This window comes from Burkholderia anthina, from assembly GCF_902498995.1.
In the GTDB taxonomy this organism is placed as follows: Bacteria; Pseudomonadota; Gammaproteobacteria; order Burkholderiales; family Burkholderiaceae; genus Burkholderia; species Burkholderia anthina.
Genome location: NZ_CABVLY010000017.1, coordinates 111,324 through 134,979, shown reverse-complemented (window position 1 = coordinate 134,979; position 23,656 = coordinate 111,324). Strand labels below are relative to the sequence as shown.

The following is a 23,656-nucleotide window of genomic DNA, read 5'->3' as shown; positions in this document are numbered from 1 at the left end:
CTATTGAGCCAGCATGCCGATGCCGGGATCGTTTTGTCAGGCACCCGACTCGTCTTCGACGGCACCAAACGCGAAGCTTCGACCAATGCCCAAAATGCGTCCGATGTTCCGTATGTAGTCCAGGCATGGGTTGAGGCGCAAGATGGAAGCACCGATACCCCGTTCTTCGTTACTCCTGCTCTTTCGAGAATAGACGGAAAGCGCGAAGGATTGCTCAGGGTATTGAAGGTCCGCGATACGCTACCGAAAGACCGCGAGTCGATGTATTGGCTCAACGTCAAGGAAATTCCAAAGGCGGACAACCGCGACAACGTTCTCCAAATCGCCATTCGCACTCGAATCAAGCTTTTCTACCGCCCGCCCGGCCTGAATCCGGATCAGCGCGGCCCTGCCATGCTGCAATGGAATATAGCCAGGAACGATAAAACCGGAGCATGCGATCTGACGGTTAAAAATACCTCTGCATATTACTCGACGTTCTCGGGCCTTACCGTTGAGTACGGCAATAACAGTCAGAACAAATTGAATATCGGCGCAGTCGCACCGTTCTCCACGCATGACTGGAGCCTGCCGCGCTGCGAAGACAATATTCGACTCACCTACTCCATCGTGAACGATTTTGGCGCGACGGAAGATATCCCGACGATTCGGGTCAATTTTAAATCGGACAAGCAACGCGAAAGCAGTGCTTCACACTAAGTATCATGCGGTATAAAGTCTCAGATTCTCGCGGTACGGTAGTCAGGCCTCTTTCGCGTGTGCGTCTTTTGCTGTCGATGGCGTTGCTCACGGGAAGCGGTATTACGCCACTCACGGCAACGGCCGACGGCGACAAGGCCGTATTCAACAACGAATTCCTCCACCTCGGCGGTGGCCCGCAACAGGTCGATCTCTCCGTCTTTGCATTCGGTAACCGAGTGCTGCCAGGTCGATACCAGGCGACGATCGCGGTCAATGGTGAACGCTTCGAAAAAGAAGACATCGACATGGTCGCATCCAGCGAAGATGTCGATGCGACGCCTTGCCTCACGCGCGCCCAGCTCGCGCGATGGAACATCAACACGGCTGCATTCGAATCCATTTCCAAGGCTGCCGAAGACGCTTGCATCGACATCGCCGAGGCGATCCCGCAAGCGAGCGCACAGTTCAACGTCGCCACGCAAACGCTCGAAATTTCCGTGCCCCAGGCGGCCATGTTGCGTCGCGCGCGAGGCACTGTGCCGGTCGACCAGCTCGACAACGGCACGACCGCATTGATGTTCAATTATCAGCTCAACGGCAACCACGATCACCTGAACCAGCAGAGCAGCCTGTATGCAAACATCAGCGCCGGCTTCAATGTCGGCCCGTGGCGCTTCCGCAATCTGTCGACGTTCAATCGCGATCATCATGGCTCGAGATTCGAATCGCGGACCGCGTATGCCGAGCGTGCATTGCTCGGCCTCCACTCTCGCCTGACGATCGGCGACACGTATACGACGGGCATCGGCGTCGACAGCTTCGGATTACGCGGCGTCCAGTTGCAAACCGACGAAACCATGCGCCCCGACAGCATGCGCGGCTACGCCCCATCCGTTCGCGGCATCGCGCGCACTTCCGCGGAAGTAACGATTCGTCAGAACGGCTATGTGATCAACAAGGTGTACGTTCCACCTGGCCCGTTCGTGATCGACGACCTGTATGCCACCCCGGGGGCCGGAGATCTCGAAATCACCATCATCGAAGCAGACGGCGCCACAACGCGCTATACGCAGCCTTATGCCGCGCTTCCGACGCTGGTGCGAGACGGATTGGTGAACTACAGCGTGGCCGTCGGGCGCTATCGGGATTCGTCCTTGAGCAATGGCCCGTACGTGGGCCAGGGCATGGTCGCATACGGGCTGACCTCGGATGTCACCCTCTACGGCAGCGCCATCCTGTCCGGCATCTACGGTGCCGTCGCGGCCGGAACCGGCTTGAACCTGAAGAATTTCGGCGCCCTGGCGATCGACATCACGCGCACCCACGTTTACTCGCCGAACGCTCCCCGCGTATCGGGCAGCGCGTTGCGGCTGACTTACGCGAAATCGCTGCCTGGGTATGGTACGCACTTCCGCATGGTCAGCACGCGCTACATGACGGAAGGCTATCGTTCATTTGCACAGGCCGCGCACGAAAACAGCCGAGGCTGGAAATATCAAGGCAACTTGCGTACGGAATTGAGCGCCAGCATTGCCCAGCAGTTCGGAGCTTATGGGTCGCTTTACGCAACGGCCACGCGCCAGGCGTACCGCGATTCCCGCGGCACGGACACGCTCTTGCAGGTCAGCTATGCGACATCGATCCGCAAAGCAACGACCAGCATCAACTACAACGAAATCTCGAACGGCCAAAGCCCGCGCAAGGAACGTCAGGTATTACTGAATGTATCGATGCCGCTCGGGCAGAGTGCAACTTCCGCGGCATATCAGCTTCGGGGCGACGGCAACGGCAACATGAACCATCAGGCAAGCCTGTTTGGCTCGCTGCTCGCCGGCAAAAACCTTTCGTATACCGCGCAACTTGCCAAGTCGACCCGCGGCCCGCACAACGCCTACGGTTCGCTCTATTACCAGGGATCGAAGGGCAATATCGGCGTCAGCCACAACGAAGGCTCCAACTCTCGTCAGTCGCAGATTTCCGTTGGCGGCGGCATGATCGTGGACCGTCAAGGGCCATTGTTCTCGCAACCGCTGGGCGAGACCGTAGGCATCATCGAAGTGCCCGAAGCCGCGGGAGTGATGGTCGACGGGTATCCGGGCGTGACGACCGACTCGAATGGCCGCGCCGTGGTGCCCAGCCTTGTGCCGTATCGACGGAATCGTATCTCGGTCGACGCGACGCAAACGGCAAAGGACAACGTCGACCTGGTCGAATCGGCCGTGTCCGTCGCACCGACACGAGGAGCCGTGACTTACTCGGTTCTGCGCGCCGACGTCGGCATGCGCATGTTCGCGCGCCTGCGTTCGCCCGATGGCGAAGACGTGCCTTTCGGCGCAATGGTCCAGGATCAGGACGGTCAGGAAAAAGGTGCCGTGGGACCGATGGGACGCGTATTTCTATCCGGCATGAAGGACGGCCCCGTCGAATATTCCGCTACATGGGGCAATTCCGCGGAAAAACGCTGCTCGTTCACTGTCGAACCCGCGCTTCTGCAAAAAGACAATGAAGAGCAAATGATGGATGTAGTCTGCAACAACCGGGAGCCGCAATGACACACAAAGTCTGCAAGGCCGATAGACGTAAAATGCCTTATCTTATTCATGGCAGCTTCGGAATTATCCGCTACAGCAAAATGGCTGGGGTTGCAGTCGCGTTCATGGTTGCAAGCAAAATTGCGCATGCCGACTGCACAATTAACCCCAATTACCCTGTCGGACAATATACTTTTTCAGCTGGCACCATTAACCTCCTAATCGATCCCAACCTGAAAGTTGGTGATCAGATCGGTGATACGCGGACATTCCCCATGCCAGAGTGGAGCGGTTCAGCCGGTTTGAGCCAGTATACCGCCGTCCAGTGCGATGCAGGTTCGGTTGAGGAGTTTGCCGGCACCACCGAATACGATCCTGTTACCCAAACCTACAAGCTTCCAAATATTGAAGGCATCGGGTATCAACTTTCCTATCCGGCTAAGATAAGTACCCCCCAGGTACCGTCGGTGCTCGCACCTATCAAACCCATATCGAACCCCCATACTCCGGGTCATATGGTATATCCGCCCGCATCGCAAGGACAACCGCTCACCTTGAAGTTTATAAAAACCGGCGACATAAAAGGGGGGACGGCCCCGATGCAAAAATATGGATCGGGTGGTGTAACTTCACCGATTATATTCGAAGCACTCTCACTGTCGTTCGGCGTTACCGCACAGGAGCCAACTTGTAACATCAACAACAGTAACATTCGTGTGTCGATGGCGAAAAGCAACGTCTCCGATTTCAACGGAATTGGTTCGTCACCATCCGGAAAGAGGCAGCCATTCGATATAAACATGACCTGTAACTCGGCAGTTTCCCAGCTGAAGATCCAGTTCGATAGTCAATATGCGCACAACGGTATGACAGGCGTGATCGACCTTACGGATAGCGGTGCGAATACGGCCTCTGGAATTGGCATACGGATGCGATATGGTGCGAATGACGAACCAGTACCGCTTGGTCAGCAACTCGACATCACGACGATGAGCCTGGAATCCGGCACGTTGCCGATGAGCGCCGAATATGTTCAGACAGGCGACACCGTAAAGGCCGGCATTGCAAACAGCGTCGCCACCTTTTCTATCGAATATCAGTAAACCCAACGTCTGACGATTCTCCGGTAAGCACATCTGCTGAACGGCGGCGCAAGGCGGCTGCAAGTCACGCCATAGCGTCGAGCGGTCGTAGCGATTCAGGTAACGCACACGCAAGTGCGGCGTGCCAGGTTGCGCAGCCGGTAGGCGATGTGCCCGGCCAGACTACCGACTATTAGCAATACAAATGGTCGAACAACTGGACGCATAACCCGCGCCAACCCACCTGAATGAAAGAGAGAAAGTGAAGTAGCGCCGCCAATCGACGCATGAATTGTACCGATTCGCTTCTGTTCAAGGACTAGCGCGCAACCACTGGAATGGCAGTGTGAAAGTGGGATGCACGTCCAGCCGACATCACTTGAGATGGATCGCATGGCGGAGCAACACGAGCGACCGTAACGTCGCTCATCCGCTTGCCGGGCTACGCGAGCCTAAATGAACAGTAGCGACAACGTATATGGATACATCATTCAAAGTCCGACGCGAATCTGCGTCGCAGATTGCGGGCGGATCGCGCGCGCGCGCGGCCGACGTCGTGCTGATCTCGATCGGCGCGCTGATCGCGGCGCTGGCGCTGGCCGACGCGGAAGCCGATCGCGCGTCCGAACTGGCAACCGTCGCCTATGCGGCAGCGTTTGCCCTGGTTCCGTTCCCCGCATTCCGTCTCTACGACGCATCGCCCGGCCGCTCGAAACGCCGCGTCGCCCGTGTCACCGCGCTCGCATGGCTGCTGGCTCAAGCCGGCGCGGCACTCACGATGAACGTACTGCTTCCCGCACCGAACGTTTCAGTGCACGGGTATCTGCTGTGGGCTTTCGCGAGCTGTGTCACGCTCGTCGCCTCCCGGCTCACGGCGCACACGACGCTCGCGTGCATCGGTAGCGTTCAAGAAAGCAAACAGCGGTTAGCGAGCGTCGGTAAGGGTATGCATCGCGACGCGATACTGAAGCGGATCGCCCGAATGCCATCGGCCGGCTTGCGCGCCGCGGCCACGCCCGAGCCCGGTGGCGTATCGCGGAGCGGCCGCATCTGCGTGCAGTGCTTTCGCACGCTTGAAACGTTCGTACAACATGTTCGCGCCCATTCGATCCCCGAAGCGTGGCCTGCGCTGCCGAACAGGGAGATGCGCGTCGTGACGACCATGATCGACGTGCTACGCCTCACCCGCCACGCCAACCGGACGGCCCGATGCTGACGCGCTTCCTCCTCCGTCTCTCGGCGCTAGGCCTGAAACTCGTACTCACGATCGTCATCGCCCGCACGCTCGGCTTCGACTCGGTCGCTGCCTACGGGCTCGCAATCGCCACGTCCGTGATCGCGTCAAAAGCGCTCGGACTCGGCTTCGGCCCCGAACTCAACCGCAGGCTGAGCGAGGCCAACCCGCTGCCGGCAATCGCCCACGCCCGCACCGTGAGTGTCGGCTATGCCATGCTGTACCTGCTGCTCGCCGCGGCATTTGCCATCGCGACGAGGAACAATGCAGTCGTCGCATTATTCGACCGATTCGCGCTGTCCATTCCGTTGGCATGGTGTGTGCTGCTCGTCACGCTGTCCGAGCATGCCGCACTCGAAGTCAATGGCTGGCTATTCTCGCTGCATCGGCCTCGCGCCGGTTCGATTCTACTGTTCGTGCGCGCCGGCACCTGGTCCGGTCTCGCGAGCGCCGCCCTGCTCACGGGAGCAATGCATTCGATCGAGGCCGTATTCGTACTGTGGATCGCGACCAATCTGATCGTCGTCGCTGTTGCGTGGCATCGGATCAACATCTTCGAACAACGCGCGAGCGAGGTCGGACTGCCCGAATCCGCAGCGCATCCATCACGTATATCGGCCATCTGGCTGCACGGCCTGCCGTTCTATCTGGCCGGTGTGATCCTTTCGTCGCTGCAATATGCAGAGCGCTTCATCGCCAGCCGCAGTTTGAGCGCCGACGTGCTCGGTCAATACGTGTTTGCATGGTCGATCGCAAGTGCGGCGCAGGCGATCACGTTTGCCGTAGTGGTGGTCACGGCCGCTCCGCGTCTCATCCGCACGCTGGCTGACGCGCCCGATACATTCCTCCGTCGCACGACGCATGCGGTAACGGCAAACATCGCCGTTACGCTGCTCGCGTCGGCCATCATCTTTGTCGCACACCCTGCGCTGTTCGCACTCACCAACGAACCGATCGCGGAGAAAAACGTGACATTGCTCGCGCTGCTGCTCGTTTCGTTCATCCTACGTGCAGCCACGGACGTGCTCTGGGTCGCTGCGGTCGCACTACGCGCCGGCGGCGTCGTGTTGGCAACGATTGCCGCGCTCACGCTGCTTTACATACCAGCCGCCCGCTATCTAATCGGAAATTCGGGCGCCGTGGGCATGGCGCTCGCGCACCTGGCTGCAAGCTTCGCCATCGCCGCCGCACTCGCGTTGATCGTCATGCGTCGCGGAGGCGTATGGCACGTCAAACATCCGACGGAAATTGCGTCGCATGCCGGATAAGCTTGCTCCACGCTGATCCGGGGCTCAACCGCGACATGACACGTAACATCGCGACGCCAGCCGTGTTCGCATACTGAATCTGACCTGCGGCGAAAATTTGGATAACCGGTCCGGATAATTCAACGCCGGCGAACAGGGGCGCGGCTTCGCGGTCGTCGCGACCGAGGTGCGCGGGCTCGCGCAACGCCGGTCGAAGAGGCGGCCGCCGCTGCGCTGTCGCTCGAGGAACAGGGCTCGCGGCTCAGCGATGCCGTCGCGCAATTTCGTCTGCGCGATGCGATAGCGGCGTGATGCGACAAGCGCGGGCCGCATCGGGCCCGAGCCTGCCGATACCTCACCGCGCGGCCGGTCGCTCAGTAGTGACTGCGCCCCCACAGCGTCTTCGGCTCGTCGAGCAGATGGCGCAACCCGCTGCGCTCGATCATCAGATCGGCCACTTCGTTCACGCGCTCGAGGATCTCCCCTTCGTCGACCGACAACACGCGTCGATCCTCCATCAGCACCCGGCCGCCGACCATCGTCATGCACACGTCGGCGGCGTTCGCGAAGCACGTCACGCGATACACGGGCATGTTCATCGGCATCATGTGCGGGCGGAACAGGTCGACGAGGATGACGTCCGCGAGCTTGCCGGCTTCGAGCGAGCCGATCTCGCGATCGAGCGACAGCGCCTTCGCCGCGTCGATCGTCACCATCTCCAGCACCTTGCCGTGCGGCAGCACGTCCGGATCGCGGAAGTGACGGCGATGGTAATGCATGCACTGCCACATGTGACGGAACATGTCGTAGCCGCGATCGGGCGCCGCGCCGTCCGACGCGATCGCCACCGTCACGCCCGCATCGATCAGCTCGGGCACCGGGCAGCGGCCGATGATCGACATGATCGCGCTCGGGTTGTGGATGATCGCGGTGCCGGTTTCGACGCACGCGGCGATGTCGTCGTCGGTCAGGTCGATGCTGTGCGACATGAACGACGTCGGGCCGAGCAGCCCCAGCTCGCGATGCGCGAACGCGAGCGTGCCGGCGCGGTGGCCGTCCTGCGTGAAGGTCAGGCCGCGCTCGCGCGCCAGCGCGCCGTAGCGGGCCGCCTGGTCGCGGAAATCACGTTCGTATTGCGCAAGCTCCGGGTCGTGCCCGGGCGCATACACGGGCAGCGTCAGCGCGATCCGGATCCGGCCGTCCGCATCGCCGTGGCACGCGTCGACGATGTCTTCGCATACGCCGACCATCGTGTCGAAATCGATGTCGCGCGTGTCGCTGCCGTCCGGCGTGTGGCGCGTGTACGCGCGCGGTGCGGGCGGCCGCGACGGGCCGACCGCGACGATCGAGCGCGTGCCGGTGCGCACCACCGCATCGCAATGGCGCCGCGCGTAGACGGGATCGTCGACGCGCATGATCGAATTGCCGCCGCCAAGCAGCGACACGCCCGTCGTCACGCCGGCCTTCAGCCGTTCGAGCGCCGCGAGATGCGATTCGGTTTCCCAGAACGCTTCGTCCGATGCGCGCGTATAGATCGTCTCGGCCGCGGCCGACCAGGCATCGCCGTCCGCGCCGCCGATCGTGCGCAGCATCGCGTGGCCCGCGTGCGCATGCGCATCGATCAGGCCCGGCAGCACGGCCTTGCGGCGTGCATCGAGCGTGCGCGCGGCACGGTAGCGCGCCTGCAACTCGGCCGTGTCGCCGACGGCGACGATGCGATCGCCGTTGACGGCCACCGCGCCGTTCTCGATCACGCGCCGCTGCGGATCCATCGTGATCACGCAGCCGTGTGCGATCAGGGTGTCGATTGCTTCGCGCTTGTCCTCGGTAGTCATCGCTGGATGTCCTGTTCTGATTCGAAATGATACGGGTGCCGTCGAATGGAAAAACCGCCGGGCGGCAGCCCGGCGGCCTGGCGACTGCACGCCGCACGGGTTGTCACGCGGAGCGGGCCGGCGCGGCGATCCGCGCCTTCAGCTTGCGCTGCGCCGCGCTGATGGCGATGAATACCGCCGCGTTCACGGCGAGCGCGACGAGCCCGGGGTTGATCGACGTGACCGTGCTCGATGCGCCCGGGAACAGCGACGCGAGCGTCACGCCATAGTAGTTGGTCATCGCGATCACGATCGCGCCGGCGACGATCCCCGCGAACGCGCCTTCGCGCGTGCCGAACGGCCGCGTCAGGAAGCTCGACGCGAGCATCGGCACGAGCTGCGTCAGCAGGCTCGACGAGAAGATCGCGAGCGTGACGAAGGTCGCTCCGCCGCGCAGCACGAAATACACGACCACCAGCGTGAAGATCGGCAGTGCGATCCGCGCGACGCGCGTCACCTCGCGGTCGGTCGCATTCGGCGCGAAGCCTTCGCGGTAGATGTTGCGTGCGATCGTCGTCGATGCGTTCAGCATGATCAGCGAGCCCGGCACCAGCGCGGTCAAGAGGCCCGTGCCGCCGACGATGCCGACGAACCAGGCGGGGAACGTCTGTTTCACGAGACGCAGCAGCGCGAGGTCGGTCTGCGCGCCTTCGAGCCCGTGCACCGTCATCACGGCCGCGAAGCCGACGAGGAACAGGAACGCGATCAGCACCTGGTACAGCGGCATCAGGATCACGTTGCGGCGCAGCGCGCGTTCGTCCTTCGCGACGTAGATCGCGGTGAAGCCGTGCGGATACAGGTAGTAGCCGAGCGACGTGAGCAGGATCGTCGAGTTGTACCAGCTCAGGTTGAAGCCGTGCTCGGGCATGCGCAGCAGCTCCGGATGCGCGGCGTCGATCTTCGCGAACATCTCGCCGAGGCCGCCGTAGTAATGCATCGGCAGGTACAGGCCGAGGAAGATCGCGATCGCGAGGATCAGCACGTCCTTGAAGATCGCGATGCTCGCCGAGCCGTGGATGCCCGACACGACCATGTAGACCGCCATCAGCGTCGCCGCGATCCAGATCGCGGCCGCTTGCGGAATCAGCCCGTACGACATCTCCGACACGATCACGCCGAGGCCGCGCAGCTGGATCATCAGCAGCGACACCATCGCGAACACCGCGACGATCGACACCAGCACGCCGATCGCGCGGCTGTCGTACTTCGCCGCGAAGTAATCGGCGAACGACACGAGCCCGCGCGCCTTCGCGTAGCGCCAGATCGCCGGCAGCATCCAGTAGCCGATCACGAACGCGAGGCAGCCGTACGACAGGATGTAGAACGCGGGCACGCCCTTGCTGTAGGTCCAGCCGCTCGCGCCGAGGAACGAGAACGTCGAGAACGCCTCGCCGGCCATCAGCAGGAACGTGAGCAGCGAGCCGAAGCCGCGTCCGCCGACCGCCCATTGTTCGAGCGTGAGCTTGCGGCCGCGCCGCGCCATCACGCCGATCGCGAGCGCGAACACGGCGAACGCCGCGATGATGACGATCGATGCGTTCATTGCGCGTCTCCCGTGCGGCCGTCACGCGCCGTGTCGCGCTCGTCGAGGTGGAACAGGATCGCGAGGATCGCGGCGGTCGCCGCCATCCAGACCAGGTTCCAGACGAGCAGGAACGGCAGCCCGAACAGCAGCGGCCGCACCTCGGCAATCGAGCCGCCCGCATACATCCCGGCGAACGGCAACGCCGCCAGCAACAGTTTGAGTTTCATGTGTGTCTCCTCCGGAAGACGCGCGAACGCGTCGGAACATCAGAACTTCTGACGGATGCCGACCACCACCGCCACTTGCGACGTCGTCGACGACGGGCTGTCGGTGCCGTCGATCCACGCGCTGCCGACACCCGACGACGCCTTCTGGTAGAAGCCGTTCACGTACACGTCGGTACGCTTGGACAGCAGGTACTGCACGCCGGCCGACACCTGCTGATAGTGGCCGCTGTCGTCGCCGCGCGCGACCTGCGTGTACGTGTAGCCGGCCGCGGCCATCAGCGCGGGCGTGATCATGTAGCGCAGGCTGCCTTCGTAGTTGTTGAAGCGCAGCGCGCCGCCCGTCGCCTGGCCGAAGTTCGAGCCCGAATACAGCAGCCCGAGCGTCGCCTGCCCGATCGCGTAGCTGCCGCCCGCGCCCCAGATCTGCTGGCGCACCGCGCTCGACAGGCCCGCGCCGAACACCGATGCCGAGGCGGGAAAGTAGTTGTCGGATGCAACCGCGCCCGTCGCGCTGCTCGCCGGATGGTTCATGCGCGCATACGCGACGCCCGCGTTCAGCGGCCCGTTCGCATACGTGAGCCCCGCGCTCCAGCTGTTGTCGTTCGCGAAGCCCGTCGAGTTCGAGAACCCATACATCAGGTTCGCCTGCAGGCCGGCGATCGTCGGCGACACGTACTTGACCGCGTTGTTGGTGCGGAACGTGTTGTTGATGTCGTCGTTGTCGAACGGGTGCGTCGAGTACTGCGCGAGGAAGCTGCTCATCTGCAGCGAGCCGAGGATGTCCTGCGTCGAGTTGTACTGGCGGCCGAGCGTCACCGCACCCCAGTTCGCGCCGCTCAGGCCGACCCAGGCGGAACGGCCGAACATGCGGCCGCCCTGGCCGAGCGCGCCGTTCGCGACGTTGAAGCCGTTCTCGAGCCGGAAGTTCGCCTGCAGGCCGCCGCCGAGATCCTCGGTACCGAGCAGGCCCCAGCGCGGGCCCGATTCGTTGCCGCCCGTGAACTGCCACAGCGCGTGGCCTTGCGCGTTGTTCGTGTAGGTCACGCCCGCGTCGACGATCCCGTACAGCGTCACCGACGACTGCGCATGCGCGGCGCCTGCAAACAGCATCGCGATGGCCGCGCTCATGCACGCGACGCCCGTGTTCCTGCCCATCATTCGCACCATCTCCGTCATCTCCTCTCCAAACCTGCTTGTCGATGTTGTGTTGTGTTTTGTGGATCCTGTTCATACGCGCCGGTCAGCTTGTATAGACAGTCGCTGGATGGTATCCAGCCACAACCGCATCAAGAAATGAAATGTTTTACTGGCGGGCAGTGGAAAATCGAATGGGAGACGGAAGACCGGGAGACAAGCAGAGCGGATGCGCTCCGCAAGAAAAACGAAAGGCGGCAAGACCGCTGGGCGCGGCGCGTTTTACTCAGACGTGAAGGGTCGGCGTAAGCAAGCTGACGAAATGGCGATACGCGGCGACGCACGCGACGGCTATGCGGTTTTCCCGGATAGACCGTGCATCGGACGCCGCAGCGCGGCGTCGAACGGATTCGTGCGCGGGCCGATCGCATCGGCCTGCCGCCTGAGCAGTTCGACGACCATCGGCATCCGGTCGTCGCCAAGGCGCGACGCCAGCGTGCCGACGCTCAGCGCGCCGACCGGATAGCCGGTGCGATCGAGGATCGGCACCGCGACGCCCGCCATTCCGTCGAGCACGCCGCTGTTGCGGCCCGCGTAGCCGAGTTGCCGCACGCGTTCGATCTCGGTGCGCAGGTACACCTCGTCGAGCACGCCGTAGCCGCGAATGCGCGGCACGTTGAAGCGGATCACTTCCTCGCGCTCGGCTTCCGGCAGGAACGCGAGGATCGCGAGGCTGCCCTGCCCGACACCCAGCGCAATGCGCCCGCCGATGTCGCCGGTAAACGACCGGATCGGGAACGGCCCTTCGCACAGGTCGAGACACACGGCGTCGAAGCCGCTTTTGACGAGCAGGAAGATCGTCTCGCCGAGGCTCGCGCACAGCCGCAGCAGCGCGGGCCGGCACAACGTGCGCATGCTGCTCGGATTGCCCGCCAGCGCGGCCAGCGCGAAGAAGTCGACGCTCAGCCGGTACAGCTTCGACTGCTCGTCCTGTTCGACCATTCCTTCCGCGATCAGCGATTGCAGGATCCGGTGCGCGGTGCCCTGCGTGAGGCCGACGGCCTTCGCGAGATGCGTGACCCGCACGCCGTCCTGCTGCATGCCGGCCAGCGCGCGCAGGATCGCGAACGCCCGCTGCAGCATGCCGGTGCCCGGCGCGCCGGCGGTCTCGGCCGGGTCCTCGTCCGGGTGCGGCGCGGGCGCGGCCGGCGACGTTCCGCGCGAATGGGGTGCCTGCATGCCGGCTCTCCTCGATGATTTCATTGAACGGAATATGGTAGCCGCCATTGTCGTCGCGCCGGCACTTCCCGGGCATCCGGGTGTGCACGGGATTGACTCGTGTGATTCATGGCCTCGATGCCCTTCATTCAACGGAACGATTTTCGTGCGATACGACGATCAATTCCATTCATCGGAATTTTTTCGAAATACATCTCGATGAGCAGAATCCTAAATTGACGCTCCGAAATATGGCTGGCTAGAGTCCGCATCAACGACGCACCGGCGATCCGGTGTGCGAACCCGGAGCTCCCCATGTCGTTTCTCACGCTTACGGATCTGACGAAATCGTTCGGCGGGCTCACCGCCGTCGCGGACGTCAACCTGTCGGTCGAACAGGGCGAATTCGTGTCGCTGCTCGGCCCGTCCGGCTGCGGCAAAACCACGACGCTGCAGATGATCGCCGGCTTCGTCGACGTCACGCGCGGCCGCATCGCGCTCGACGGGCAGGACATCACGCACATGAAGCCGAACCGCCGCGGGCTCGGGATCGTGTTCCAGAGCTATGCGCTGTTTCCGCACATGAGCGTCGCCGAGAACGTCGGCTTCGGCCTGGACATGCGCGGTGTCGACAAGGCGACGCGCGCGGAACGCATCCGCGCGGCGCTGTCGCTCGTGCGCCTCGATGCGTTCGCGCACCGCTTTCCGCGCGAGCTGTCCGGCGGCCAGCGGCAGCGCGTCGCCATTGCGCGCGCCGTCGTGATCGAGCCGCCAGTGCTGCTGCTCGACGAGCCGATGTCGAATCTCGATGCGAAGCTGCGCGAGGAAATGCAGTTCGAACTGCGCGCGATCCAGCGCAAGATCGGCACGACGACGATCATGGTCACGCACGATCAATCGGAAGCGCTGTCGATCAGCGACCGCGTGGTCGTGATGGAAGCCGGCCGCATCACGCAGACCGACACGCCGTACCGCGCATACGAACGCCCCGAGAACCGCTTCGTGTCGCAGTTCATCGGCAAGGCGAACCTGCTGCCCGGCACGATCGTCGCGCACGACGGCGACACGATCCGCATCGACCTCGGCCACGAGCTCGCCGAGACGGGACATGCCGCGCACCTGCCGGCGCACGAGCGCGACATGCGCGTCGGCGACGCCGTGTCGGTATGCATCCGCCCCGAGAAGCTGCGACTGTGCGCCCCCGGCGCCGGCCGCTTCGCCGCGACGGTCTCGAGCCGCTTCTTCCTCGGCAGCCAGTGGCTGTATCGCGTCGACAGCGCGCTCGGCGAAGTGCTCGTGTGCTGCCAGAACGAAGGCGCGGAGCCGCTCGACGAAGGCATGCCGGTCGGCATCGACTGGCACAGCGACGCAGTGCGCGTGATGCGCCGGGAGGCCTGAATGCGACAGCCTTCCCGCCCGCTCCCGAGCGACGGCGCACCGGGCAGCCTGGCGCACCCGGCCGCGGCCGATGCCGCACCGGCGCGCGCCGCCGGCCGCCGCGCGCCGAACGCGACGTGGCGCGCACATGCGCCGCTGTGGCTGATGTGCGCGCCCGCCTTCGCGCTGTTCGCCGCGCTCGTGCTCGTGCCGCTCGCGATGACCTTCGCGCTCACGTTCTATCGTTTCGACCCGGCCACCGGCCCGATCGCCGCGTTCCAGTTCGGCAACTACGCGGAAGTGCTCGGCTCGTCGTATTTCCACACGATCTTCGCGCGCACGTTCGGCATCGCCGCGCTGACCACCGCGATCTGCGTCGCGATCGGCACGCCCGAAGCGTACGTGCTGTCGAAAATGCGCGACCCGTGGCGCTCGCTGTTCCTGCTCGCGATTCTCGCGCCGCTGCTCGTGTCGGTCGTCGTGCGCGCGTTCGGCTGGAGCATGCTGCTGAACACGGGCGGACTCGTGAACCAGGCGCTCGGGCTCGTCGGCCTCGGGCCGTACAAGCTCGAATACACGACCTTCGCGATCGTGATCGCACTCGTGCACGTGATGCTGCCGTTCATGGTGATCCCCGTATGGACCGCGCTGCAGCGGCTCGATCCGCAGACGGAACACGCGGCCCTGTCGCTCGGCGCATCGCCGTTCACGACGCTGCGCCGCATCGTGGTGCCACAGCTGATGCCGGGCGTGCTGTCGGGCAGCCTGATGGTGTTCGGGCTGTCGGCGAGCGCATTCGCGATTCCCGGCCTGCTCGGCGGACGCCGTCTGAAGGTCGCGGCGACCGCCGTCTACGACGAATTCCTCGGCTCGCTGAACTGGCCGCTCGGCGCGACCATCGCGGTGCTGCTGCTGGTCGCGAACCTGATCGTCATGCTCACCTACTACCGCGTGCTCGAACGCCGCTACGCGCGCAGCCTCGGAGGCGCTTCCCGATGAGAAAGAACGGCCCCTTCGCCCTCGCGTTCCACACGCTCGTGATCCTGTTCGTGCTCGCGCCGCTCGTGATCGTCGTACTCGTCGCGTTCACGCCCGACGAAACGCTGACGCTGCCGACGCACGGACTGTCGCTGCGCTGGTTCCGCGCGATCCTCGACTATCCCGACTTCATCACCGCGTTCTTCAACAGCGTGAAGCTCGCGTTCGCGTCGGCGACGCTGTCGCTCGCGATCGCGCTACCCGCCGGCCTCGCGATCGGCCGCGCGGCGTTTCCCGGCCGGGCGTTCCTGAACGGCCTGCTGCTGTCGCCGCTCGTGATCCCGGGCCTCGTGCTCGGCATCGCGCTGCTGCGCTTCTTCGCGCTGATCGGCGCAACCGGCTCGTTCGCGTGGCTGGTGGTCGCGCACATGGTCGTCATCACGCCGTTCGTGATGCGGCTCGTGCTCGCGTCGGTCGCCGGCCTCGACCGCAGCGTCGAGCAGGCCGCGTGCTCGCTCGGCGCCGACCCGTGGACGACGTTCCGCCGCATCACGCTGCCGATGATCGTGCCCGGCATCACGGGCGGCTGGCTGCTCGCGTTCATCAACAGCTTCGATGAACTGACGATGTCGATCTTCGTCACGTCGCCGCAGACGGTCACGCTGCCGGTGCGCATGTACATGTACGCGACCGAATCGATCGATCCGATGATGGCGTCGGTATCGGCGCTCGTCATCTTCATCACCGCCGGCGCGATGCTGCTGCTCGATCGCGTGTACGGCCTGAACCGCATCCTGATCGGCCAACATTGACGATGACTTCCGTTTCCCGTTCAACCGATACCGTGGACGACGGCGCGCAATTCGTGCGCGTCGCCGAACGCGAGCGCGCCGCCGTCGCGTTCATGCTCGACGGCCGTCCCGCGCAAGCGCTCGCCGGCGATACCGTGCTCACCGCGATCCTCGTCACGCAACGCCGCGTGCGCGCCAGCGAATTCAGCGGCCAGCCGCGCGCCGGCTTCTGCCTGATCGGCGCGTGCCAGGATTGCTGGGTGCGCACCGAAGCCGGCGCCCGCGTCCGTGCATGCTCGACGCCGATCGCCGACGGCATGCGAATCCTCACCGGCGCGCCGTGCGGCGTCACCGGAGACGCATCATGAGCGGCGCGACGCAACCGGTGATCGTCGGCGCGGGACCGGCCGGCGTGCGCGCGGCTGAAGCGCTCGTCGACGCGGGGCTACGCCCCGTCGTGATCGACGAGAACGCGCGCTGGGGCGGCCAGATCTACCGGCAGCCGCCCGCCGACAGCGCGTTCGTGCGCGGCAAGCGCGCGCTGTACGGCTTCGAGGCGGCGAAGGCCGACGCCGTTCATCGGACGATGGCCGCGCTGCTGCCGCACGTCGACTACCGGCCGAACACGCTCGCGTGGGCGTGCGGCGCGGGCCGCGTCGACACGCTGCAGGACGGCCGCGAAACAACCGTCCCGTTCTCGCACCTGATCGTCGCGAGCGGCGCGACCGACCGCATGCTGCCGGTGCCGGGATGGACGCTCGCGGGCGTCTACACGCTCGGCGGCGCGCAAGTCGCATTGAAGGCGCAGGGCTGCGCGATCGGCCGGCGCATCGTGTTCGCGGGCACCGGGCCGCTGCTGTATCTCGTCGCGTATCAGTATGCAAAGGCCGGCGCGCAGATCGCGGCCGTGCTCGACACGAGCCCGCTGCGCCGGCAGGCCGCCGCCGCACCCGCGCTGCTGCGCATGCCGGCGACGTTCGCGAAGGGGCTCTACTACATCGGCTGGCTGCGCGCGCACGGCGTCGCGATCGAAACCGGTGTCGTGCTCGAACGCGTACTCGGCGAGCGGCACGTCACGGGGCTCGCGTGGCGGGCGGCCGACGGCGATGCGGCACCGCGCATGATCGAATGCGACGCGCTCGGCCTCGGCTTCGGGCTGCGCTCGGAAACGCAGCTGGCCGATCTCGCCGGCTGCCGGTTCAGCTTCGATCCGCTCAACCGCGCATGGTTGCCCGAACGCGACGCGGCCGGCCGCACGTCGGTGCGCGGCGTCTACGTCGCCGGCGACGGTGCCGGTATCGCCGGGGCCGATGCCGCGGAGGCGTCCGGGCGACGCGCGGCGCTCGCCCTGCTCGACGATGCCGGCATCGCGTCGCCCGCGCCGGCCGGCAAACCCGACGCCGCCACGCTGGAACGCACGCTCGCGCGGGTCGGCGCGTTCCGCGCGGGCCTCGAGGCGGCGTTCGCGCCACCGGCCGGGCTTGCCGCGCGCTGCCCGGACGACACGATCGTGTGCCGCTGCGAAGAGATCGACGCCGGCACGCTGCGGCGCTGCATCCGTGCCGGCGAAGCGACCGAACTCAACCGTCTGAAAGCGCTGACCCGCGCCGGCATGGGCCGCTGCCAGGGCCGCATGTGCGGCGACGCGACCGCGCTCGTGCTGGCCGCCGAAACAGGCCGGGCGCTCGCCGACGTAGGCCGGTTGCGCGCGCAACCGCCGGTGAAGCCCTTCCCGGTCTCCGCCGCGCTCGCGGGCGACGATGTCGCGGCGATTCCCGACGAGGCGCGCGATGAATGAGATCCGCCATTACGACGTCGCGATCGTCGGCGGCGGCCTCGTCGGCGCATCGGCCGCGCTGGCGCTGACGCAGCGCGGCCTGCGCGTCGCGTTGTTCGAGCGTCGCGACTGCGGCGCGCAGGCGAGCGGCGTGAACTACGGCGGCGTACGCTGCCAGGGCCGCCCCGCCGAGCAGTTGCCGCTCGCGCTGCGTGCGCGGCGCATCTGGGATCGCCTGCCCGAACTGATCGGCATCGACGGCGAATTCGTCGTGTCGGGTCACTTGCGGCTCGCCCGCAGCGATGCCGATCTCGACGCGCTCGATGCATACGCGACGCTCGCCGGCGAGCACGGCCTGCCGCTGCAGGTGATCCGCGGCGACGCGTTCCGCCGTCGCTATCCGTGGCTCGGCCCCGCAGCGCTCGGCGGCTCGCTGTGCGCGAGCGACGGGCACGCGAATCCGCGCATCGTGTCGCCCGCGTTCGCCCGTGCGGCCCGCGCGGCCGGCGCCGAGGTCTTCGAACACACCCCCGTCGACGACGTCCGCCACGACGGCACACGCTTTCACGTTCGTGCAGGCGCGCGCGCCTGCACCGCGACCTGGCTGGTCAACTCGGCCGGCGCATGGGCGAACACGATCGCCGAGCGCTTCGGCGAAGCCGTGCCGATGGAGGCGATCTACCCGAACATGTGGGTGACCGAACCGCTGCCGCCGTTCATCGCGCACAACCTCGGCGTGTACGGGGGCGGCGTGTACGCGCGGCAGGTCGCGCGCGGCAACTGCGTGATCGGCGGCGGGCGCGGCCGCGGCGACGGCGAGTTCGGCCAGCCGTCGGTCGATACGACGCGCGCGGTCATGCGCGATGCGTGCGCGCTGCTGCCCGCGCTGCGCGACGCGCTGCTGATCCGCACGTGGAGCGGCGTCGAGGGCTGCACGCCGGATCACAACCCGATCATCGGCGCGAGCCGTACCACGCCGAACCTGCTGCATGCATTCGGCTTTTCCGGCGGCGGCTTCCTGCTCGCGCCGGGTGTCGGCGACGTGCTCGCCGATCTCGTCACGACCGGCGAAACCGCCACCCCGCTCGATGCATTCTCGATCGGCCGCTTTGCACCGCAAACGACGCCGACCGCCCCTTTCCGTCAAGAGGAGACCCAACGATGAAACTGCTCGGAACGATCGCGGCGGCTGCCGCTCTCTGCATCGCAGGCGCCGGCGCGCCCGCGTTCGCACAAACGAAGACGATCTACGTCGGCATGAACGGCGGGCCGATGGAAAAGGCCTACACGAGCCAGGTGTTGCCCGACTTCGAGAAGGCGAACGACGTGAAGGTCGTCGTCGTGCCCGGCACGTCGTCGGACGTGCTCGCAAAGCTGCTCGCGAACCGCAACAAGCCGCAGATCCACGTCGCGTTTCTCGACGACGGCGTGATGGCGCGCGCGGTCAGTCTCGGCGTGTGCCAGAAGCTCGACGATTCGCCGGTGCTCAAGGAGCTTTATCCGTTCGCGCGGATGAAGGACGACGTCGGTGCGGGCGTGCAGCTCGGGATGACCGGCATCGCGTACAACAAGAAGCTGTTCGCGGAGAAGGGCTGGGCGCCGCCGACGTCGTGGATGGATTTCGCCAATCCGAAATACAAGGGCAAGGTCGTGTTCCAGTCGGCATCGAGCAGCACGTTCGGGCTGCACGGATTCCTCGCGATCAACCGGCTGCTCGGCGGCAACGAACAGAACGTCGAGCCCGGCTTCAGCAAGTGGGCGAGCACGGTCGGGCCGAACGTCGTCGAGTACATCCCGAACTCGGCGAAGATCTCCGAGATGGTGCAGACCGGCGAGGCCGCCCTGTTTCCGCTGACGCCGACCGGCGTCGGCGACCTGCAGGACAAGGGCATTCCGGTCGCGTATGCGAACCCGAAGGAAGGCCCGGTGCTGCTGCTCGTCGACCTGTGCGTCGTCGCGAACAATCCGGACCCGCAGCTGGCGCAGAAACTGGCGCAGTTCCTGCTGTCCGCGCCCGCGCAGACGAAGGCCGCCGAGGCCGGCAAGCAGATCCCGACCAACCGCCTCGCGAAGATGCCCGCCGCGATGCAGCAAAGCCTCGGCAACATCGACGATCTCGTGCGCAAGGTGACGGTGGTCGACTGGACCGCGATCAATGCGCACCGCGCGCAGTGGGATACGCGCTGGAACCGGCAGATCGAGCGGTGACGCGGTGCGGCGCGAGCGGGCACGGCCGCGCGCGCCGCGACCATCATTTGCGGGAATGATGACACCCCCCTTTTTCTGCGGATTTGACCGGGGCCGGCAGGGCCGACAACACTAGCCCGCAGTGCCGCATGGATCCGAAAGACGGCACGCGCCCGCCCCCTTCAGAGTCCGCCATGTACCCGACCGACACCGTGCAATCCCCGAGCGCCGCCCGGCCGCTCGCCGACCGGCAGCTTCGCCGGATCGTCATCGCCTCCGTCGCCGGCAACGCGATGGAGTGGTACGACTTCTTCGTGTACGGCACGGCCGCCGCGCTCGTCTTCGGCCACGTATTCTTTCCGCCCGGCGCATCGCCGCTCGCGGGCAGCCTCGCCGCGTTCGCGGCGTTCGCGCTCGGCTTCGTCGCGCGGCCGCTCGGCGGCATCGTGTTCGGCCACATCGGCGACCGCTACGGGCGCAAGGCGTCGCTCGTGTGGACGCTGCTGATCATGGGCGCATCGACGTTCGCGATCGGCCTGCTGCCGACCTACGCGCAGGCCGGCCTGTGGGCGCCGGCCGCGCTCGTCGCGCTGCGGCTCCTGCAGGGCGTCGCGTCCGGCGGCGAATGGGGCGGCGGCGTGCTGATGATCAGCGAGAACGCGCCGCCCGAGCGGCGCGGCTACTACGCGGCATGGAGCCAGCTCGGTGTGGGCGGCGGGTTCGTGCTGTCGTCGGCCGCGTTTCTCGCCGCACAGGCGCTGCCGGACGACGCGTTCCGCGCGTGGGGCTGGCGGCTGCCGTTCCTCGCGAGCATCGCGATCTTCGCGATCGGCATCTACATCCGCCGCCATCTGCCGGAAAGCCGCGACTACGAGCAGGCCGGCAAGCGCGGTGCGCACACGCATCTGCCGATCGTCGAGTGCGTTCGCCGCCATCCGAAGGAAATCCTGCTCGCGATGGGGCTGCGCGTCGCCGAAAACGGCGGCGCCTACATCTTCCTGGCGTTCTCGCTCGTCTACGGCAAGTATGTCGGCATCCCGAACGGCGTGATGCTGACCGGCGTGATGATCGCGATGATCGTCGAAATGGGCGCGATGCTCGCGTGGGGCCGGCTGTCCGACCGGATCGGCCGCAAGCCCGTGTACCTGATCGGCGCGCTGAGCCTGGTCGCGTGCGCGTTCCCGTTCTTCTGGCTGCTCGACACGCGCGCGACGCCGCTCGTATGGCTCGCGCTGACGGTCGGCACGGCGGTCAGCCACGGCGCGATGATCGGCACGCTGCCCGCGCTCGTCGGCGAGCTGTTCAGCACCGAGGTGCGCTACTCGGGCGTCGCGCTCGGTCACGAAGTCGCGTCGATCTTCGCGGGCGGGATGTCGCCGCTGATCGCGACCGCGCTGCTCGCGCGCTATCACGCATCGTGGCCGGTGTCGCTGTTCCTCGTCGCGCTCGGCCTCGTCACCGTCTTCACGCTGTGCGTGATGCGCGAAACGCGCGTCGTGCGGGCTGGCGATTCGCACGGCGACGGGGCGTGAGCGTGCGGCGCGCCCGCACGCAGGCCGGGCCACGTCCGCCCGCCTGCCGCGGCCGATGCAGCAGCGCGCCGTGCGGCGCGGGCATCCTCACCCTGCCCGCACCGGCCGGCGCCCACGCTGCCCTGCCGCGACGGCTACATACCCGATGCCCGCGCCCGCGCGCCGTCGAATACCGGCGCCAGCCCCAGATGATCGAGCAGGCGCCCGAACTCGCCGAGCCGCTGCCGCATGTACGCGGCGACGTCGACATCCGCATAGTCGTGGAACCCGGCGCCCGTGCGCACGCCGTCGCGCCCGGCCTCCATGTTGCGCACGACGCTGTCGGCGGGCGCGAAGCGCGGGCCGATCTCGCCGGCCAGGTACCTCGATGCGTAGTACAGGATGTCGCATCCGCCCCAGTCGATGAATTCGAGCAGGCCGAGCACCGCGAAACGCGGGCCGAAGCCGGTACGAATCGCCGTGTCGATGTCCGCGGCGCTCGCGACGCCCTCCTCGACCATGCGCGCGGCCTCGTTCATCGCGAGCGCCTGGATGCGCGGCACGATGTAGCCGGGCGCCGGCCCGCAGATCACCGGCTTCTTGCCGACCCGTTCGAGCAGCGCGGCCAGTGCGTCGACGACGCGCTGTTCGGTCGCGCCGCTGCGGCTGATCTCGACGAGCGGCATCAGCAGCGCCGGGTTCAGCCAGTGCGCGTTCAGCATCCGTTCGGGATGCGCGACATGGCGCTGCAGCTCGGTAACGACGAACGTCGACGTCGTCGACGCGATCGTTGCGCGCGCATCGACATGCTCGCCGAGCCAGCGCAACGCATCGGCCTTCGCGTCGAGCACTTCGGGCAGCGCTTCGAAGACGATGCCGGCGTCGCGCACGGCGTCCGCCGCGCCGTCGCGCGCGACCAGCGCGATGCGCGCGACGACGGCCTCGGCCTGCGCGCCGTCGATACGCCCGAGCGCGACCTGAGCCTGCAGCGGCCGCAGGATCTCGCCGCGCGTGCGATCCTCGAACGCACGCCATCCTTGCGCATCGCGCGGCTTGAAGTCGATCAGCGTCACGTTCAGGCCCGCGAACGCGAACACGAGCGCGATCCCCTGCCCCATGCGTCCCGCGCCGAGCACGTGCACACGCGTCACGTCGGTGGCGGCCGTCATGCGGCGTACCCCGCATCGAGCAGCGCGCGCATCGCCTCGCGCGACAGCGCGGCAACGCCGAGCCCGTCGAGCGTGCGGCCTTGCGCGTACAAGTCGCGGCCGGTGACGGCCGACGCGACGCTCAACAGCCCCTGCGCGACCGGCGTCGGCACGTTCGCGAAACGCCCGCACGACACGATGAACGACAGCCCGAGCCGGGTGTCCTCGAGCATGTAGCGATGCGTGCGCAAATCGATCTTCTCGCGCCAGTCGCCGCTATCGGTCAGCTTGCCGTGCGCGCCGCGCCCGTACATCCATTCGTCGCCGTCGGTCGCGTAGTGGTCCGCCAGCGGGAAATGCGGCGCGCGATAACCGAGCGCTTCGCGCACCGCGATGCGTTCCGCATCGAGCGCGTTCGTCACGCGGCGGATCGACGGTTGCGTGCCTTCGTTGTGAATGTCCCATGCGTCGAAGTGTTCGAGCGGGCCGGCGTTCATCAGGATCAGCGGCGGATGGATCACCGGGCCCGCGTTCATCAGCGCGCCGGACAGCGCGTCCTCGACCGGCTCCACCGACGGATAACCGGCGCGCAGCACGTCGAACGCCCAGCCGGCCGCATTCGCGGGAAACACGCCGGTCGGCAGCCGCGTCGCGTACGCGCTGATCACGACATCGTTGTCGCCGTGCTTGCGCACCAGGTAAGGCAGCGTGCCGGTCTCGGCGAACGCGACGCGCGCGCGATTGCCGGCGTCGGCGGCCGCACGTGCGAACACGAAACTGCCGAACGTGCCGGGCGGCAGGAACACGACCTGGTCGTCTTCGAGCAGCGGCGCGACCTGCGCGGCGAGCGCATCGTGCGACGTGGCCGGCAACGGCACCACGACGAGCCGCGCGCCGCGCAGCGCGGCCGCGAGATCGTCGGTCAGGCGAATCGCGCCGGGCGCGTCGCCGAGCGGCACGGCGCGCTTGCCGCGATAGTCGGTCACCTGCAACGCGCCGAGCTCGCGCAGCCGCGCATGCGGCTCGCGATCGCGCCGCCACCACGTCACGTCGTGCCCCTTCTCGAACAGATCGATCGCCGCCGCGTGGCAGCCGTGGCCGCCGCCCAGTACACATACCTTCATCGTTGTCTCC

Annotated in this window: 20 protein-coding genes; 13 read left to right on the top strand and 7 right to left on the bottom strand. The window is 66.2% G+C overall.

Features of this window, described 5'->3' with window-relative positions:
• Positions 1–3: 3 nt before the first annotated feature.
• From BME24068_RS21570 to BME24068_RS21550, 5 genes are all read left to right on the top strand, one after another.
• Positions 4–699, top strand: a complete 696-nt coding sequence (locus tag BME24068_RS21570) for a fimbrial biogenesis chaperone (protein ID WP_162826159.1) — start codon at positions 4–6, stop codon at positions 697–699.
• 59 nt (positions 700–758) lie between these two features.
• Complete coding sequence (locus BME24068_RS21565; protein WP_162826158.1) at positions 759–3,233, top strand: fimbria/pilus outer membrane usher protein; 2,475 nt, start codon at positions 759–761, stop codon at positions 3,231–3,233.
• A complete protein-coding gene (locus BME24068_RS21560) occupies positions 3,230–4,315 on the top strand; it encodes a fimbrial protein (RefSeq protein ID WP_174927301.1) in 1,086 nt (361 codons plus the stop codon). Before BME24068_RS21565 ends, BME24068_RS21560 begins: the two co-directional genes overlap by 4 nt.
• Before the next feature lie 457 nt (positions 4,316–4,772).
• The gene (locus BME24068_RS21555; RefSeq protein ID WP_174927300.1) at positions 4,773–5,510 is read left to right on the top strand and encodes a Rossmann-fold NAD(P)-binding domain-containing protein; all 738 of its coding nucleotides are present in this window, start codon (positions 4,773–4,775) and stop codon (positions 5,508–5,510) included.
• Positions 5,504–6,796 (top strand): lipopolysaccharide biosynthesis protein, encoded by a 1,293-nt coding sequence (locus BME24068_RS21550; protein WP_174927299.1) that lies wholly within the window; start codon positions 5,504–5,506, stop codon positions 6,794–6,796. The genes BME24068_RS21555 and BME24068_RS21550 overlap by 7 nt, the downstream gene beginning before the upstream one ends.
• A 353-nt stretch (positions 6,797–7,149) precedes the next feature.
• Here the strand turns inward: BME24068_RS21550 and BME24068_RS21545 are convergent, their stop codons facing one another.
• The 5 genes from BME24068_RS21545 to BME24068_RS21525 form a co-directional block, all read right to left on the bottom strand.
• Positions 7,150–8,610, bottom strand: a complete 1,461-nt coding sequence (locus BME24068_RS21545; RefSeq protein ID WP_174927298.1) for an amidohydrolase family protein — start codon at positions 8,608–8,610, stop codon at positions 7,150–7,152.
• Between the two features lie 103 nt (positions 8,611–8,713).
• Positions 8,714–10,192, bottom strand: coding sequence for a sodium:solute symporter family protein (locus tag BME24068_RS21540; protein ID WP_174927297.1), 1,479 nt, complete (start codon positions 10,190–10,192; stop codon positions 8,714–8,716).
• A complete protein-coding gene (locus tag BME24068_RS21535) occupies positions 10,189–10,401 on the bottom strand; it encodes a DUF3311 domain-containing protein (RefSeq protein ID WP_096500158.1) in 213 nt (70 codons plus the stop codon). Before BME24068_RS21535 ends, BME24068_RS21540 begins: the two co-directional genes overlap by 4 nt.
• A gap of 39 nt (positions 10,402–10,440) precedes the next feature.
• Positions 10,441–11,568, bottom strand: coding sequence for a porin (locus BME24068_RS21530; protein ID WP_420887558.1), 1,128 nt, complete (start codon positions 11,566–11,568; stop codon positions 10,441–10,443).
• 318 nt (positions 11,569–11,886) lie between these two features.
• Complete coding sequence (locus BME24068_RS21525) at positions 11,887–12,774, bottom strand: IclR family transcriptional regulator (protein ID WP_096500161.1); 888 nt, start codon at positions 12,772–12,774, stop codon at positions 11,887–11,889.
• Positions 12,775–13,068: 294 nt separating this feature from the next.
• Between BME24068_RS21525 and BME24068_RS21520 the strand changes: the two genes are divergently transcribed.
• The 8 genes from BME24068_RS21520 to BME24068_RS21485 all read left to right on the top strand — a co-directional run bounded on the left by BME24068_RS21520 (position 13,069) and on the right by BME24068_RS21485 (position 21,395).
• Complete coding sequence (locus BME24068_RS21520) at positions 13,069–14,151, top strand: ABC transporter ATP-binding protein (RefSeq protein ID WP_174927296.1); 1,083 nt, start codon at positions 13,069–13,071, stop codon at positions 14,149–14,151.
• On the top strand, positions 14,152–15,129 hold the full coding sequence (locus tag BME24068_RS21515) for an ABC transporter permease (RefSeq protein ID WP_096500167.1): 978 nt from the start codon (positions 14,152–14,154) through the stop codon (positions 15,127–15,129).
• Positions 15,126–15,920: an ABC transporter permease gene (locus BME24068_RS21510; RefSeq protein ID WP_096500169.1), complete on the top strand. Its 795-nt coding sequence runs from the start codon at positions 15,126–15,128 to the stop codon at positions 15,918–15,920. The genes BME24068_RS21515 and BME24068_RS21510 overlap by 4 nt, the downstream gene beginning before the upstream one ends.
• Positions 15,921–15,922: 2 nt before the next feature.
• Positions 15,923–16,267 (top strand): (2Fe-2S)-binding protein, encoded by a 345-nt coding sequence (locus tag BME24068_RS21505; protein WP_096500171.1) that lies wholly within the window; start codon positions 15,923–15,925, stop codon positions 16,265–16,267.
• Positions 16,264–17,697, top strand: a complete 1,434-nt coding sequence (locus BME24068_RS21500; protein ID WP_174927295.1) for an FAD/NAD(P)-dependent oxidoreductase — start codon at positions 16,264–16,266, stop codon at positions 17,695–17,697. Before BME24068_RS21505 ends, BME24068_RS21500 begins: the two co-directional genes overlap by 4 nt.
• Positions 17,690–18,841, top strand: a complete 1,152-nt coding sequence (locus tag BME24068_RS21495; protein WP_174927294.1) for an NAD(P)/FAD-dependent oxidoreductase — start codon at positions 17,690–17,692, stop codon at positions 18,839–18,841. The genes BME24068_RS21500 and BME24068_RS21495 overlap by 8 nt, the downstream gene beginning before the upstream one ends.
• Complete coding sequence (locus BME24068_RS21490; protein ID WP_096500177.1) at positions 18,838–19,884, top strand: ABC transporter substrate-binding protein; 1,047 nt, start codon at positions 18,838–18,840, stop codon at positions 19,882–19,884. Before BME24068_RS21495 ends, BME24068_RS21490 begins: the two co-directional genes overlap by 4 nt.
• 173 nt (positions 19,885–20,057) lie before the next feature.
• Positions 20,058–21,395 carry an MFS transporter gene (locus tag BME24068_RS21485; RefSeq protein WP_174927293.1) on the top strand — a complete coding sequence of 446 codons (1,338 nt, stop codon included), beginning with the start codon at positions 20,058–20,060 and terminating at the stop codon, positions 21,393–21,395.
• A 134-nt stretch (positions 21,396–21,529) separates the two neighbouring features.
• Here the strand turns inward: BME24068_RS21485 and BME24068_RS21480 are convergent, their stop codons facing one another.
• The gene (locus tag BME24068_RS21480; RefSeq protein WP_174927292.1) at positions 21,530–22,543 is read right to left on the bottom strand and encodes a 3-hydroxybutyryl-CoA dehydrogenase; all 1,014 of its coding nucleotides are present in this window, start codon (positions 22,541–22,543) and stop codon (positions 21,530–21,532) included.
• The gene (locus BME24068_RS21475) at positions 22,540–23,646 is read right to left on the bottom strand and encodes an NAD/NADP-dependent octopine/nopaline dehydrogenase family protein (RefSeq protein ID WP_174927291.1); all 1,107 of its coding nucleotides are present in this window, start codon (positions 23,644–23,646) and stop codon (positions 22,540–22,542) included. Before BME24068_RS21475 ends, BME24068_RS21480 begins: the two co-directional genes overlap by 4 nt.
• Positions 23,647–23,656: the final 10 nt, after the last annotated feature.

Coding starts and splice junctions, on each gene's coding strand:
- BME24068_RS21560 (WP_174927301.1), top strand. CDS start 3,230: ATGACACACAAAGTCTGCAAGGCCGATAGACGTAAAATGCCTTATCTT.
- BME24068_RS21555 (WP_174927300.1), top strand. CDS start 4,773: ATGGATACATCATTCAAAGTCCGACGCGAATCTGCGTCGCAGATTGCG.
- BME24068_RS21550 (WP_174927299.1), top strand. CDS start 5,504: ATGCTGACGCGCTTCCTCCTCCGTCTCTCGGCGCTAGGCCTGAAACTC.
- BME24068_RS21545 (WP_174927298.1), bottom strand. CDS start 8,610: ATGACTACCGAGGACAAGCGCGAAGCAATCGACACCCTGATCGCACAC.
- BME24068_RS21540 (WP_174927297.1), bottom strand. CDS start 10,192: ATGAACGCATCGATCGTCATCATCGCGGCGTTCGCCGTGTTCGCGCTC.
- BME24068_RS21535 (WP_096500158.1), bottom strand. CDS start 10,401: ATGAAACTCAAACTGTTGCTGGCGGCGTTGCCGTTCGCCGGGATGTAT.
- BME24068_RS21530 (WP_420887558.1), bottom strand. CDS start 11,568: ATGGTGCGAATGATGGGCAGGAACACGGGCGTCGCGTGCATGAGCGCG.
- BME24068_RS21525 (WP_096500161.1), bottom strand. CDS start 12,774: ATGCAGGCACCCCATTCGCGCGGAACGTCGCCGGCCGCGCCCGCGCCG.
- BME24068_RS21520 (WP_174927296.1), top strand. CDS start 13,069: ATGTCGTTTCTCACGCTTACGGATCTGACGAAATCGTTCGGCGGGCTC.
- BME24068_RS21515 (WP_096500167.1), top strand. CDS start 14,152: ATGCGACAGCCTTCCCGCCCGCTCCCGAGCGACGGCGCACCGGGCAGC.
- BME24068_RS21510 (WP_096500169.1), top strand. CDS start 15,126: ATGAGAAAGAACGGCCCCTTCGCCCTCGCGTTCCACACGCTCGTGATC.
- BME24068_RS21505 (WP_096500171.1), top strand. CDS start 15,923: ATGACTTCCGTTTCCCGTTCAACCGATACCGTGGACGACGGCGCGCAA.
- BME24068_RS21500 (WP_174927295.1), top strand. CDS start 16,264: ATGAGCGGCGCGACGCAACCGGTGATCGTCGGCGCGGGACCGGCCGGC.
- BME24068_RS21495 (WP_174927294.1), top strand. CDS start 17,690: ATGAATGAGATCCGCCATTACGACGTCGCGATCGTCGGCGGCGGCCTC.
- BME24068_RS21490 (WP_096500177.1), top strand. CDS start 18,838: ATGAAACTGCTCGGAACGATCGCGGCGGCTGCCGCTCTCTGCATCGCA.
- BME24068_RS21485 (WP_174927293.1), top strand. CDS start 20,058: ATGTACCCGACCGACACCGTGCAATCCCCGAGCGCCGCCCGGCCGCTC.
- BME24068_RS21480 (WP_174927292.1), bottom strand. CDS start 22,543: ATGACGGCCGCCACCGACGTGACGCGTGTGCACGTGCTCGGCGCGGGA.
- BME24068_RS21475 (WP_174927291.1), bottom strand. CDS start 23,646: ATGAAGGTATGTGTACTGGGCGGCGGCCACGGCTGCCACGCGGCGGCG.